Origin of the sequence: Microcella alkalica, from assembly GCF_014595885.1 — a bacterium.
GTDB lineage: Bacteria > Actinomycetota > Actinomycetes > Actinomycetales > Microbacteriaceae > Microcella > Microcella alkaliphila_B.
Window position 1 is genome coordinate 819240 of the sequence record NZ_JABUKC010000001.1, and the last position, 13129, is coordinate 832368.

The 13129-nt window shown below is 73.9% G+C and carries 12 protein-coding genes and 1 tRNA gene; 12 read left to right on the forward strand and 1 reads right to left on the reverse strand.

Annotation, left to right across the window (positions count from 1 at the left end; all coding sequences use genetic code 11):
- Positions 1 to 24: 24 nt before the first annotated feature.
- The 12 genes from ID804_RS03970 to ID804_RS04025 all read left to right on the forward strand — a co-directional run bounded on the left by ID804_RS03970 (position 25) and on the right by ID804_RS04025 (position 11932).
- Complete coding sequence (locus tag ID804_RS03970) at positions 25 to 1299, forward strand: glutamate-5-semialdehyde dehydrogenase (protein ID WP_169077619.1); 1275 nt, start codon at positions 25 to 27, stop codon at positions 1297 to 1299.
- Between the two features lie 51 nt (positions 1300 to 1350).
- Positions 1351 to 1557 (forward strand): hypothetical protein, encoded by a 207-nt coding sequence (locus ID804_RS03975; protein ID WP_169077620.1) that lies wholly within the window; start codon positions 1351 to 1353, stop codon positions 1555 to 1557.
- 13 nt (positions 1558 to 1570) lie between these two features.
- Entirely contained in the window at positions 1571 to 2194 is a 624-nt protein-coding gene (nadD, locus tag ID804_RS03980) for a nicotinate-nucleotide adenylyltransferase (RefSeq protein WP_169077809.1), read from the forward strand.
- The gene (locus ID804_RS03985) at positions 2191 to 3714 is read left to right on the forward strand and encodes a hypothetical protein (protein ID WP_169077621.1); all 1524 of its coding nucleotides are present in this window, start codon (positions 2191 to 2193) and stop codon (positions 3712 to 3714) included. The genes nadD and ID804_RS03985 overlap by 4 nt, the downstream gene beginning before the upstream one ends.
- Positions 3715 to 3745: 31 nt before the next feature.
- Complete coding sequence (gene rsfS / locus ID804_RS03990; protein ID WP_169077622.1) at positions 3746 to 4132, forward strand: ribosome silencing factor; 387 nt, start codon at positions 3746 to 3748, stop codon at positions 4130 to 4132.
- A gap of 99 nt (positions 4133 to 4231) precedes the next feature.
- A complete protein-coding gene (locus ID804_RS03995) occupies positions 4232 to 4621 on the forward strand; it encodes a TFIIB-type zinc ribbon-containing protein (RefSeq protein WP_169077623.1) in 390 nt (129 codons plus the stop codon).
- A gap of 121 nt (positions 4622 to 4742) precedes the next feature.
- Positions 4743 to 4818 (forward strand) — tRNA-Ala (locus ID804_RS04000).
- Between the two features lie 167 nt (positions 4819 to 4985).
- A complete protein-coding gene (locus ID804_RS04005) occupies positions 4986 to 6335 on the forward strand; it encodes a pyridoxal phosphate-dependent decarboxylase family protein (protein ID WP_169077624.1) in 1350 nt (449 codons plus the stop codon).
- Between the two features lie 45 nt (positions 6336 to 6380).
- Positions 6381 to 8273 (forward strand): outer membrane protein assembly factor BamB family protein, encoded by a 1893-nt coding sequence (locus ID804_RS04010; protein WP_169077625.1) that lies wholly within the window; start codon positions 6381 to 6383, stop codon positions 8271 to 8273.
- Positions 8270 to 10111, forward strand: coding sequence for a hypothetical protein (locus ID804_RS04015; protein ID WP_169077626.1), 1842 nt, complete (start codon positions 8270 to 8272; stop codon positions 10109 to 10111). The genes ID804_RS04010 and ID804_RS04015 overlap by 4 nt, the downstream gene beginning before the upstream one ends.
- Positions 10108 to 10779 (forward strand): pyridoxamine 5'-phosphate oxidase, encoded by a 672-nt coding sequence (gene pdxH / locus ID804_RS04020; RefSeq protein WP_169077627.1) that lies wholly within the window; start codon positions 10108 to 10110, stop codon positions 10777 to 10779. Before ID804_RS04015 ends, pdxH begins: the two co-directional genes overlap by 4 nt.
- 88 nt (positions 10780 to 10867) lie before the next feature.
- Positions 10868 to 11932 carry an LLM class flavin-dependent oxidoreductase gene (locus ID804_RS04025; RefSeq protein ID WP_169077628.1) on the forward strand — a complete coding sequence of 355 codons (1065 nt, stop codon included), beginning with the start codon at positions 10868 to 10870 and terminating at the stop codon, positions 11930 to 11932.
- On the opposite strand, the gene ID804_RS04030 is transcribed toward ID804_RS04025, so the two are convergent.
- On the reverse strand, positions 11929 to 13128 hold the full coding sequence (locus ID804_RS04030; protein ID WP_169077629.1) for a cation:proton antiporter: 1200 nt from the start codon (positions 13126 to 13128) through the stop codon (positions 11929 to 11931). The two genes, ID804_RS04025 and ID804_RS04030, sit on opposite strands and share 4 nt — an antisense overlap.
- Position 13129: the final 1 nt, after the last annotated feature.

Here is a 13129-nt window from a genome sequence, read left to right on the forward strand (position 1 = left end):
GGCGCCGCGCCTAGACTGGAGGGCATGACCGCCCCCGACGCCGTCGCCGAGGCTCCCGCCCTCACCGACCTGCTCTCTGCCTCGAAGGAGGCCTCGCGCGAGCTCGCGACGCTCACCGCGAACGTCAAGAACGCCGCGCTCGAGGCGATCGCCGCATCGCTCGAGGGGGCCGTCGACCGCGTGCTCGTCGCCAACGAGCTCGACCTCGCCAACGGTCGCGAGAACGGCCTCTCGACCGGACTGCTCGACCGGCTGCGACTCGACGAGCAGCGCATCGCCGGCCTCGCCCGCGCCGTGCGAGACGTCGTCGCGCTGCCTGACCCGGTCGGCACCGTCGTGCGCGGCTCGACGCTGCCCAACGGCGTGCGCCTGAGCCAGGTGCGGGTGCCGTTCGGCGTGGTCGGCGCGATCTACGAGGCGCGCCCCAACGTCACGATCGACATCGCCGCGCTCGCGCTCAAGAGCGGCAACGCCGCCGTGCTGCGCGGCGGCAGTGCGGCCGAGAGCACCAACCGCGAGCTCGTCGCCCTCATCCAGGGCGCCCTGGAGTCGGTCGGCCTCCCGAGGGCCGCCGTGCAGACGATCGACCCGCTCGGCCGTGCCGGCGCGACCGAGCTCATGCGCGCCCGTGGGTACGTCGACGTGCTCATCCCGCGCGGCAGCGCCGACCTCATCCAGACCGTCGTGCGCGAGTCGACCGTGCCCGTCATCGAGACCGGCGCCGGAGTCGTGCACATCGTGCTCGACGCGAGCGCCGACGAGACCATGGCGGTCGAGATCGTGCACAACGCGAAGGTGCAGCGGCCGAGCGTCTGCAACGCGGTCGAGACAGTGCTCGTGCACCGCGACGCCGCTGCCCGCCTGCTGCCGCCGGTGCTGGGAGCCCTCCGGGCATCCGGCGTCACGGTGCGCGGCGACGAGCGCGCCCGCGCTGTCGACCCGACCCTCGAGCCCGCGACCGACGACGACTTCGCGACCGAGCACATGGCGCTCGAGCTGAGCGTCGCGGTCGTCGACGATCTCGACGCGGCGCTCGCGCACATCCGCCGCTTCTCGACCCAGCACACCGAGTCGATCATCACCGCCGACATGGCCAGCGCCGAGCGGTTCCTCGCCGAGGTCGACTCGGCCGTCGTCATGGTCAACGCCTCCACGCGCTTCAGCGACGGCGGCGAGTTCGGCTTCGGCGCCGAGGTCGGCATCTCGACCCAGAAGCTGCACGCGCGCGGCCCCATGGGCCTGCCCGAGCTTACGAGCACCAAGTGGATCGTGCGCGGCGACGGGCAGGTTCGCGCCTGACCGCGCGATAGACTGACCGCTGAAGCCTCGACCTCGTCAGGAGAGACCCGCATGACGCTCACCAGCCTCCTCATCGCCTCGGAGGAGCAGCTCGCGCCGCTCATCGCCCCGCCGCTCGTGATCGCCGGCGTCGCCGCGCTCGCGTTCCTCATGATGGGTCTCGTGACCTTCGCGTACCGCGACGTCGCCAACCGTCACGCTCACAAGCGCGCCGCGCAGGGCGGTCACGACGCCGGTCACGGCGCCGACCACCACTAGACCGGTCGCCGCGATCACTGCCGCCGCCAGCACGCCGACGCCCGCCCCCGCGCGGGCGCGGATCGGCATCATGGGCGGCACCTTCGACCCCATCCACCACGGCCACCTCGTGGCCGCGAGCGAGGTCGCCGCCCACTTCCAGCTCGACGAGGTCGTCTTCGTGCCGACCGGGCAGCCGTACCAGAAGCCCGAGGCGACCGAGAGCGAGCACCGGTACCTCATGACGGTCATCGCGACCGCCTCGAACCCGCGCTTCAGCGTCAGCCGCGTCGACATCGATCGCGGCGGGCCCACCTACACGATCGACACGCTGCGCGACCTGCGCGCGCGGTTCCCCGAGGCCGAGCTGTTCTTCATCTCGGGGGCCGACGCGATCGCGCAGATCCTCGACTGGAAGGACGTCGACGAGCTGTGGGCGCTCGCTCACTTCGTCGCCGTGAGTCGGCCCGGTCATCCGCTCACCGTGAGCGGCCTGCCGGAGGGCGACGTAAGCTTGGTCGAGATCCCGGCCCTCGCCATCTCGTCGACCGACTGTCGCGAACGCGTCGAGCGGGGGTCGCCCGTGTGGTACCTCGTGCCCGATGGCGTCGTCCAGTACATCGCCAAGCACCGCCTGTACCGGAGAACCACCTCATGACCAACGATCAGCCGCTCAGCCGCCGTGCCGCGCGCCTCGCGCAGCAGGCGGAGCAGGGTGAGCCCGCGCAGCACGACGGGATCTCGCCGGCGCCGCTGCAGCCCGCGGTGCCGTCGTCGGCGAGCTTCGCGGCGTCACGGCCGAGCGCCGCCGACGCGATCGACTACCGCACCGAGGTGCGCCCGCGCGTGCCGCGCTACGAGCCGGCGCCCCTGGAGTCCGTGCCTGAGCTGCCGTCGTCGAGCCCGCTCGCGCCGCCGTTCGCGCCGCCCACGGCCCCCGCGCCCGACCGCGAGGTGCGCTCGCGCGACTTCCGCCCGCGCAGCGATAGCGCCGTCGCCTCGAGCTTCGCCCCCGCCCAGCCCGATGACGCGCACCTCGACTACCGCACGCAGGGCGGGCCGCTCGACCTCGGCCACGCCGGTGGGGTGACGCCCGCCGCGGGTTCCTCGGCCTCGGCGCGCTCCGCCTCCGCGCCCCTCGCGCCGTCAGCGGCCGAGCCCGCCGTCGACCCGGCCTTCGCCGAGCTCGAGGGCCAGCCGGGGCCGCTCGGCGAGAACCCCCTCGTCATCGCGGAGTACACCATGACGCGGCGCGAGCTCCGCGCGCTGCGGGAGGCGCAGGCCGCGCAGGCGGGCGAGGCCGCCCCGGCGGGCGAGACCGTCGCGACCGACGCTGTCCCGACCGGGGCCGCACCGGTCGAGGCGGAGGCGACCGACGCCGAGGCGATGGCCGCCGCGCCGGCCGAGGCCGAGTCGGCCGACGCCGAGCCGGCCGAACAGGAGTCGGCCGACGCCGAGCCCGCCGACGCCGAACCCCTCGACCCCTTCGAGGCGCTGCTCTCGTCGCGCCCCTCGGCGCCGGCCGCCGACACGCCCGCCGAGACGCCCACCGAGGCGAACGGGTCGGCCGCGGCGGAGGAGCCCGCCGAGGAGCCCGCACCCGTGCACCTGTGGCAGCCCACCTCCATCGGCTCGGCCGCGCCCGCGCCGCTCATCGAGCCGGCGCCGCTCCAGAGCGACAGCGTCGCCTCGCCCGCGGGCTCGACCGCGACCGGGTCGCACTGGTCGGCCGGCTTCAGCGACCCGGCGGACGACCCCTTCGAGAACACCTTCAGTCGCCAGGTCGGCTCCGCCTCGGTCTCGACGAACGCCCTCGTGCTGCCGGAGATGCCGACCGGCAGCCTGACCGGCCCCGTGCCGGGCACGGGCGAGATCATCATCACGGGCATGGTCGAGGTGCCGACGAGCATCGCCTCCACCGGCGCTGTGCCCTCGGTGCACGACAGCCCCGACATCGACGAGCTGCTCGACGCGGGAGACCGCGAGTTCGTCAGCACCGACTCGGCTCCGGTGAGCGCGATCAACGCCGTGAGCAGCCACACCGCGACGCGCAACGTCATCGCGGGCCGCAAGCCGCGCGGCAACGCGCTCACGACGGTGCTCATCGTCTCGACCGTCGTCATGGCCGTCGCGGCGGTGACGATCTTCGTGGTCGCGGCCGTCAACGGTCTATTCTGATCACTCCCCGCCGCCCCACCCGAAGGATTCCGTGACCGCCACCGATCGCGCCATCGACCTCGCGAAGGTCGCCGCCCGGGCCGCCGACGACAAGCAGGGCGTCGACATCGTCGCGCTCGACGTCTCGGGGCCGCTGCCGCTCGCCGACGCCTTCGTGCTCGTGACGGGGCGCAACGAGCGCAACGTGCAGGCGATCGCCTCCGAGGTGGAGGACAGGATGATCGAGGCCGGCGCGAAGCCGCTGCGCCGCGAGGGGCGGGCCGAGGGCCGGTGGGTGCTGCTCGACTTCGGCGACGTCGTCGTGCACGTCTTCCACGAGGAGGAGCGCCTGTACTACTCGCTCGAGCGACTGTGGAAGGACTGCCCGGTCATCCCGCTCGACCTTCCGGCGCACGCTCCGGCGGGCGACGAGGCCTGAACCTCGCGCGGCGCTTGCCGCGATCGCGAGGCGGTGACTCGCACCGCGCGCTCCGCGCGCGCACAGGCGACGCATAGTCCCGCTCGCCAGCATCGGGGCATGAAATGCCCCACGGATGACTCCACTCTCGTGATGAGCGAGCGCAACGGCATCGAGATCGACTACTGCCCCCAGTGCCGGGGCGTCTGGCTCGACCGCGGCGAGCTCGACAAGATCATCGATCGAGCGGCGGGCATCGATGCCGCCGCGGCTGCGCCCGCGGCGTCCGCCGCACCGCGCGTCGACCTGCCCCGCGACGTGCCCCCGCCCCCGCAGAACGGCATGCCTGCACCGGGCTACGCCCAGCCGGGGTACCCCCAGCCCGCCTACGGGCAGCCGGGGTACGGCCGCCCGCGCTGGGGCTCGAACTCGCCGTCATCGGCGCCGCGCTACGGCCATGGGGCCTACCCGCACAAGCGCAAGCACTGGCTCAGCGAGCTGTTCGACTGAGGCGTCACGCGGGCGGCCGCACGGTCGGCGAGCGACGCTCCCGACCGGCTCGGCCGAATTGGTCGAGGCCGCCCGCGTGTACTACAGTGAACGAGTTGTCGGCGCGGTTCGCGCCGGTCACGGGCCTGTGGCGCAGCTGGTAGCGCACCTGCATGGCATGCAGGGGGTCAGGGGTTCGAGTCCCCTCAGGTCCACCACACGATTCCCGGCTTCGGCCGGGTTTCGTCGTCTTCGGCGCCTGCTGACCCGATCGGCGGGGCGGCGCGCCGGAGGTCGGCATCGTCGCCGGCCCGGCCCGAGAGGACCACCCGTGAGCAGCTCGCTCCCCGCCGCCCACCGTTCCGCCGCTGATCGCATGCACGTCGTGAGCGACGAGACCGCGCAGATCGCCGACATGGTGCTCGACTACGCCCGTCGTCGGATGATGAGCACCGACAACCCGCTCGACAAGCCGTTCTCGCCAGCGGAGCTCACCCGACTGGCCTCCGGCAGCATCGGCGAGGAGGGCATCGGCGCCCGCCGTGCCCTCGCTCTATTCGAGAACGTGCTGGCACCGTCGTGCATCACGACCGACCACCCGCAGTACCTCTCGTTCATCCCCTCCGCGCCGACGAAGGCGGCGACCGCGTTCGACCTCGTCGTCTCGGCGACCGCCGTCTACGGCGGGTCGTGGCTGGAGGGCTCCGGGGCCGTGTTCGCCGAGAACGAGGTGCTGCGCTTCCTCGCCCGCGAGTTCGGCCTGCCCGAGTCGGCGGGCGGCGTCTTCGTGCAGGGCGGCACGATCGGCAACCTCTCCGCTCTCGTCGCCGCGCGGGAGCACCGCGCCCGCCAGCTCGAGGCGGCCGGGCGCCCCCGCCCGGCGCGCTGGGTGATCGTCTGCGGAGCCGAGGCGCACTCCTCGATCGTCTCGGCCGCGCGCGTCATGGATGTCGACGTGGCCGTCGTGCCCGTGGGCGACAGCGGCATGCTGCGCGGGGATGCCGTCGAGCCCGCCCTGCTCGAGCACGGCGACGCCGTCATCGCGGTCGTCGCGACCGCCGGGTCGACGAACTTCGGCATCGTGGACGACATCGCCTCGATCGCTGCGCTGAAGGACGCGCACGACTTCTGGCTGCACGTCGACGGCGCCTACGGGCTCGCCGCGATGCTCGCGCCGAGCGCGCGGCACCGCTTCGCCGGGGTGGAGCGCGCGGACTCCGCGATCGTCGACCCCCACAAGTGGCTCTTCGCGCCCTTCGACGCCTGCGCGCTGCTCTACCGCGATCCGCACCACGGGCGGCTCGCGCACACGCAGCACGCCGAGTACCTCGACACGCTCACCGAGACCGCCGACTGGAACCCCTCCGACTACGCCGTGCAGCTGACCCGACGCTCGCGCGGGCTGCCGATGTGGTTCTCGCTCGCCACCTTCGGCGCGAGCGTCTACCGCGAGGCCATTGAGGCCTCGATCGAGCTCGCTCGCCGCATCGCGGATGAGATCGAGCGCCGGCCGGGCCTGCGCCTGGTGCGGCAGCCGCAGCTCTCGGTCGTCGTGTTCGAGCGCGACGGGTGGGAGGCGGCCGACTACGCCGCCTGGAGCGATCGACTGCTCGACAACCAGCACGCCTTCGTCGTGCCGAGCTCGCACACGGGCCGTGTGAACACGCGCTTCGCGATCGTGAACCCGCGCACGACCTTCGAGCAGTTGACGGCGATCCTCGACACGATGGACTGAGGCCGTGCGCCGCTGCGGCGCGAGCGCGGCCCTATGCTGACGCTCGTGACCACTGGGGCGCCCGAGTCGGCCCGAGTGCCGGAGGAGCCGCCGAGCCCGCGCTCCGGTGCCCCTGCGCTCGGCGCGGGTCGGGCTCGCGCGCTCACCGTGGTCGCCTGGCTCGTCACGCCGACCCTCGCGCTCGCGCTCGGCGTCGCGCTCGAGGCCGCGGACCGCGAGCCCGCCGAGGGCCTCGGGGGAGCATCCGCCCGCTATCTGCCCGCCGAGGGCGACCGGACCACGGCGCTGGATGCCGACGGACGGTCGATCGTCACGGAGCACGCTCGCAGCACGGGCATCGAGGCCCTGCTCACCGCCCCGACGCTCGTCGCCTCCAGCCTGCTCGGAGCGCTCGGCGAGGAGGACGCGATGCGCGCTCAGTGGTGGCGCGCCGAGCGCGTCGAGGAGGACGGTGCACGGTCGACCTCCCTGCACCGGCTGAGCCCCGACGGCGTCGCGCTCGCGGCAGTGTGGGGCGGCGAGCTCGGGTTCGTCTTCGAGCCCCACCTGCCGCTGCTGCCGGCTGGCGTGCGACCCGGCTCGGCGTGGAGCGCCAGCGGGACGGCGCTGCCTGGGGAGGCCCTCGCCTACGCCGCCGAGTTCTCGGCCTGGTCGCCCGCGGAGCCGCCCCTCGACGCGGCAGGAGACCCGATCCCCCTCACCGGCGGGTGCCTCGGCGTCGACGCCCGCCTGCGCATCAGCCAGCCGGGCGGCGGCTTCGAGCGGCAGATCGACGAGTCGACCGTGTGGTGCCCCGGCCGCGGCGCGGTGTGGAGCAGCGCGACCGTCGACGGCGTCGCGGTCGGCTTCACCGAGCAGCGCCAGGCCCGCCTGGTCGCCGCGCGAGCGCCGAGCGCCGCGGCTCCCTCCTGGCGCGACGTCGTCGAGCAGGATGCTCGACTCGGGGTCGGCGGGCAGCTCGAGCGCATCGTGCAGGACCCCTTCTTCGGCGCGGCGGCGACGGACGGGCAGTACTCCGTCCGGCCCGCCGTCACCGCCGACGGGAGGCTCGTGGTCGCGAACGACCGGGGCGACGACCTCGAGGTGTGGAGTCTCGCTGCGACGACGGCCGAGCTCGACTTGTCGGCGCATCCCGGGGGCACGATCGTCGCCGTGGGGTCGGCAGGAGGCCTCGTGCTCGCGGCGACCTCGCTGCGACGCATCGTGGCCTACGACCCGCTCGGTCGCCGCCTGTGGAGCACGCCGACGGACGAGCTCGTGCTCGCGGCGCCCGTCGCTGTCGACGACGGGTCGGGTGACGTCGTCGCCCTCACCCGCGCAGGCTCCGTCGTCCGCATCGCCGCAGCCGACGGGGGTGAGGTGTGGCGCACGAGCCTCGGAGGCGACGGGCGAGGCGAGCTCGCCGTCGCCGGCGGGCAGGTGCTCGCGTCGGACGAGCGCGGACGGGTGAGTGCGCTCCGGCTCGCCGACGGGGCGCTGCAGTGGCGATCCGAACCCGGCCTCGTCGATGCGCTCGCCGCCGACGCCGAGGCGGGGGTCGTCGCCGTCGCCACCGACGACGGCGCCGTGGTGCTCCTCGGGCTCGAGCGGGGCGAGGAGCGCGGCGGCACCCGGATGCCGGGCATCGCGACCGGGATCGTCGTCGCGGGCGACGCGGTCGTCGCGCTCACCGACGAGCGCCTGCTGGTGCTCGACGCGGACGACCTCGCCGTGCGCTGGTCGGGGGAGGGCGGGGCCGCGCTCCTCGGCGAGGGGGAGGCCGTCGCCGTCGTCGGGGCCGCCGACGTCGTGCTGCGGTCATCCGCGGACGGTGCAGAACGGGGCAGGCGCGAGCTCCCGGCCGAGGCGCTCGCCGAGTCGAGGGCGGCCGTCGCCGTCGGCGCGGCCGTGGTGGCGCTCGACACCGACGGCGGGCTGCACCGCTGGGAGCTCGAATGACGGCCCTCCGACGAGCAGGCGCGGCGCTCACGGGGTTCCTGGGTCGGCTCATCGTCGAGCCGGTGCGGCGCGGCCGCCTGCGCGACCACGCGTGGCCGCAGGGGCTGCGCCCCGTCGTCGCGGTCGGGGTGGGCGCGTTCTGGCTCGCCGTGGCCCTCATCGTCGCCGCCCCACTCGTCCGAGACCTGTCGCCGCTGACCGTCAGCGTCGGATCGACTGTCCTCTCGCTGCCGCGGACGCTGCTGCCGACGATCCTCTGGCTCGTGCTGCTCGCGGCGGTGCTCGCGCAGACCGCGGCGCTGCACGCCCGTCTCGTCGTCGCGATCGTGCTCACGTCGACGGTCTCCCTCGTCGTGCTCTTCCTCGGCGGGCTCGACCTCGGCGCGGACGCCGGCGCGATCACCGTGACGCCCGGCAAGGTCGTCTCCGTCGTCGTCGTCCTCACGCTCGTCGCGCTCCTGGTGGCGCGACGGCGCCGAGCGTTCGCGTGGTGGGAGTTCCCCGTCGTGCTGACCCTGATCGGCGCCGCGGCGGTGACGGCGATCGGTCGCAGCTCGTCGGCGAGCGCGGCCTTCGGCCTCGACTTCGCACCCGTGGCGACCTCGCTCGTCATCTCCTCGATCGGGCAGCTCGCCGTGCCGGCGGCGATCGCGGCGGGGGTCGCCGTCGCGGAGCTGGCGGTCGTCGCGACGGTGGCGGCGGTCGCCGCACTCCGGCGGGCGTCGACGCCCGCCACCCAGGTGGCCGTCGAGGCCGGAGTGGCGGATGCACCGCCCGGTCCTCCGCGCACCAGGAGGCTGCTCGTGGCGGCGCTCCTCGTCGTCGGGGCCTGGCGATGCCTCGAGCTCGCACTGGCGCCGGTGGTGGGAGAGCCGCTCGACGCCGACGCCGTCGGGCCATCGATCGTGCTGCTCGGCGCGCTCGGGCTGCTGTGGTGGGCGCTCGCGGCCGTGCGCCGGTCCGCGACGGCCTCCGTCGACGACGTGCTCGATCACCTGGACGGTATCGCGCTGCCGGTCGCCGTCGCGCTCTCCGTGACGCTCGCCCCCGTGGTGCTCGCGCTGCTGTCGGTGCAGATCGCGACGGCCTGGGGCGCCCCGCCCGAGCCGTCGGCGCTCGCGCTCGCGGCTGCGGAGACGCTGCGCGGCACCGTCGCACTCACCGCCGTGCGGCTCGCGGTGGGGGCGGCGCTCGTCGGCGCCGCCGTCGTGCTCGCCCGGCGAGGTCGTCGCGGTGCGCCCGAGCTGGTGGGGGCGATCGGCGTCGTGACCCTGGTGAGCACCGCGCCGCGGGCACTGAGCCTCGACTTCGGGTGGTCATCGGATGCGCTGGCGGCGCTGCTCGCGCTCGGGTCGCTCGCGCTCACCGGCGTGCTCCTCCTGCGCGGGCAGCTCGACGAGCGCCGACTGGCCCTTCTGGTCTCCGCTCTGCTCCTCTCCGCGGCCGCCGCGTGGCGCGACGTGATCGCCGACCCGCTCGGCGTCCTCCTGGGCGCGAGTGGCCTCGCGCTCGTGCTCCTCGGCTTCGTGTGGGGCTTCCTGACCGATGCCGAGGGGACCCACGGCGACAGCGCCCGCTACCCGCGCCCCACGCGGGTGCTGCTCTTTCTCGCGAACGCGGTGTTCGGCGTGGCTGTGCTCGCCTTCGGCGCGCTCGCGCGCGACGTCTCTGCCGGCATCGACCTGGATGCCTTCGCCCGCTCGGGCGACGAGCTGCTCGGCACCGCGCTCATCGTCGCGGCGGCGATGGCGGTGTGGGCCGGTGCCCTCCCCAGCCGACGCCCGCGAGCGCGCCCGCTCGGCCGGCTCTCGGCGGCCGGGCCTAGCGTGGAGCCATGACCGACGACTCGCGTGACGAGGCCCTGCGCAGCGCCCTGCGCACCCACACCGACTATGGCGCCGAGCGCCTCGAGGAGGCCGACGTCGCGGCCGATCCATTCACGCAGTTCACGGCCTGGCTCGCCGAAGCGGCCGAGCGCGGCGTCTACGAGCCGAACGCGATGGTGCTCGGCACGATCGACCCCGACGGCGCGCCCTCGATCCGCACGGTGCTGCTGCGCGGCGTCGATGAGCGCGGCTTCGAGTTCTACACCGACTACACCTCCCGCAAGGGCCGGGCGCTGCTGGCGAACCCCGCCGTCTCGCTCGTCTTCCCCTGGTACACGCTGCACCGGCAGGTCATCGCCTTCGGCGAGGCGCACTCGGTCGAGCGCGAGGCGAGCGACGCCTACTTCGCGGCCCGGCCGCGCGGCGCGCAGATCGCGGCGTGGTCGAGCGATCAGTCGCAGCCGATCGCCTCGCGCGAGGCGCTCGAGCAGAAGGTGCGCGACACCGAGCAGCGCTTCGAGGGCGAGGAGGTCGTGCCGCGGCCCGAGCGCTGGGGCGGGTTCCGGGTCGTGCCGCACCGGGTCGAGTTCTGGCAGGGGCGCACCTCGCGCCTGCACGACCGCCTGGTGTTCCGGGCGGCCGTGGGCGGGGGATGGGAGCTCGAGCGCATCCAGCCGTGAGGATGCTGCGGGAATACCGCGCGCATCCATGCGTTTGCATGATTCGATACGCTCGTATTGCCCGAGAACGCGAGAGAGACGGAAAGCCATGACCGCGACCATCGACCCGGCCCGCCTGCAGTTCGGCCTCAACACCTTCGGCGACGTCAGCCACGACGAGCACGGGCAGCCCGTGCCCTACCCGCAGGTGATCCGCGACGTCGTGGCAGAGGGCGTGCTCGCCGACCAGGTCGGCATCGACGCCTTCGCGATCGGGGAGCACCACCGCGACGACTACGCGGTCTCGGCCCCCGACGTGCTGCTCGCCGCGATCGCCGCGCGCACCGAGCGGGTGCGGCTCTCCTCCGCGGTGACGGTGCTGAGCTCGGACGACCCCATCCGCGTCTTCCAGCGGTTCTCGACGATCGACGCGATCTCGAACGGCCGCGCGGAGATCATCGTCGGGCGCGGCTCGTTCACCGAGTCGTTCCCGCTGTTCGGCTTCGAGCTCAGCGACTACCAGGTGCTCTTCGACGAGAAGCTCGACCTGCTCTCGCAGGTGCTGCAGGAGGGCCCCGTGACGTGGCAGGGCAGCACGCGCCGCCCGCTCGACGGCGTCGAGATCTACCCCAAGACCGCCTCGGGTCGCATCCCCACCTGGGTCGGCGTCGGCGGCAGCCCCGAGTCGGTCGTGCGCACCGCGCACTACGGCATGCCCATGATGCTCGCCATCATCGGCGGCGACCCGCAGCGCTTCGCCCCCTACGTCGACCTCTTCGGTCGCGCCCTCGACCAGATGGGCAAGGATCGCCTGCCCGTCGGCGTGCACTCGCCCGGCTTCATCGCCGACAGCGACGAGGAGGCCCGCGAGCTGTTCTGGCCGCACTACGCCACCGCGTTCGGCCGCATCGGCCGCGAGCGCGGTTGGGGCCCCACCACGCGCGAGCACTACGACGCCGAGATCGAGCACGGCTCGCTCTACGTCGGTGGGCCCGAGACCGTCGCGCGCAAGATCGCCGCGACCGTGACGGGGCTCGGCATCGAGCGCTTCGACCTCAAGTACACGACCGGCCCCGTGCCGCACGCGGCGAACCTGCGGGCGATCGAGCTCTACGGCACGCAGGTCATCCCGATGGTGCGCGAGCTCGTCGCCGAGGCGGTGCCGGTCGGCTAGGCCCCGGCGACGGGGGCGGATGCTCGCGCGCGGGCCGCGACGAGCATCCGCTGCTTGAACCACACCGCGTCGGGCACGCGCGCGAGCACCGAGCCGGCCACGATCGTGATGAGCACGTAGGCCGTCGCGAGCGGCGCGAGCTGCGGCTCGAGCCCGGCGGCGACGGCGAGGCCGGCGATCACGATCGAGAACTCGCCGCGCGGCGTGAGGGTGAGGCCGGCGCGCCAGCGTCCCGGCAGCGCGATACCGGCCTCGCGCGCCGCGAGCCACCCGGTCGCGACCTTCGTGCCCATCGTGGCGACGGCGAGCACGATCGCCGGAACGAGCACGGGCACGATGTCGGCCGGGTCGGTGGCGATGCCGAAGAACACGAAGAAGACCGCGGCGAACAGGTCGCGCAGCGGCGAGAGCACGGCCTCTGCCGAGCTCGCCACCTGGCCGGAGATCGCGATGCCGACGAGGAAGGCCCCGACTGCCGCCGAGACGTTGACCTGCTGGGCGACGCCCGCGACGAGCATCGTGAGGCCGAGCACGCCGAGCACGAGCGACTCGGCGTGGTGCGGCGAGAACAGCGCCGAGACGATGCGCCCGTGCTTGAGGGCGAGGAAGAGGATGAGCAGCGCGACGGCGACCGCGATCACGAGCGCCGTCGCGCCGGCGAGCAGGCCCGCCCCGATGACGAGGGCCGAGAGCACCGGCAGGTAGAAGGCCATCGCGAGATCCTCGATCACGAGGATCGACAGGATCGTCGGCGTCTCGCGGTTCGACAGACGGCCGAGGTCGCGCAGCACCTTCGCGATGACGCCCGACGACGAGACCCATGTGACGCCGGCGAGCGCGACCGCCGCGACCGGGCCCCAGCCGAGGATGAGCGCCATCGCCGCACCGGGCAGCGCGTTGAGCAGGGCGTCGAGCAGCCCCGCCCGGCGAGAGCCCTTGAGGCTGTCGACGAGCTCGCTCGCCGTGTACTCGAGCCCGAGCATGAGCAGCAGCAGGATGACGCCGATCTCGCTGCCGATCGCGAAGAACTCCTCGCTCGCCTCGATGGGCACGAGGCCGCCCTCGCCGATGAGCAGGCCGATGACGAGGAAGAGCGGGATGGGCGAGAACCCGAGCCGGTCGGCCAGGCGCGAGAGCAGACCGAGCACGAGCAGGAGGGCGCCGACCTCGATGAGGAGGAGCGTCGTCCCGTGCACG

Coding starts and splice junctions, on each gene's coding strand:
- ID804_RS03995 (WP_169077623.1), top strand. CDS start 4,232: ATGAAATGCCCCACGGATGACTCCACTCTCGTGATGAGCGAGCGCAAC.
- ID804_RS03975 (WP_169077620.1), top strand. CDS start 1,351: ATGACGCTCACCAGCCTCCTCATCGCCTCGGAGGAGCAGCTCGCGCCG.
- pdxH (WP_169077627.1), top strand. CDS start 10,108: ATGACCGACGACTCGCGTGACGAGGCCCTGCGCAGCGCCCTGCGCACC.
- ID804_RS03985 (WP_169077621.1), top strand. CDS start 2,191: ATGACCAACGATCAGCCGCTCAGCCGCCGTGCCGCGCGCCTCGCGCAG.
- ID804_RS03970 (WP_169077619.1), top strand. CDS start 25: ATGACCGCCCCCGACGCCGTCGCCGAGGCTCCCGCCCTCACCGACCTG.
- ID804_RS04025 (WP_169077628.1), top strand. CDS start 10,868: ATGACCGCGACCATCGACCCGGCCCGCCTGCAGTTCGGCCTCAACACC.
- ID804_RS04015 (WP_169077626.1), top strand. CDS start 8,270: ATGACGGCCCTCCGACGAGCAGGCGCGGCGCTCACGGGGTTCCTGGGT.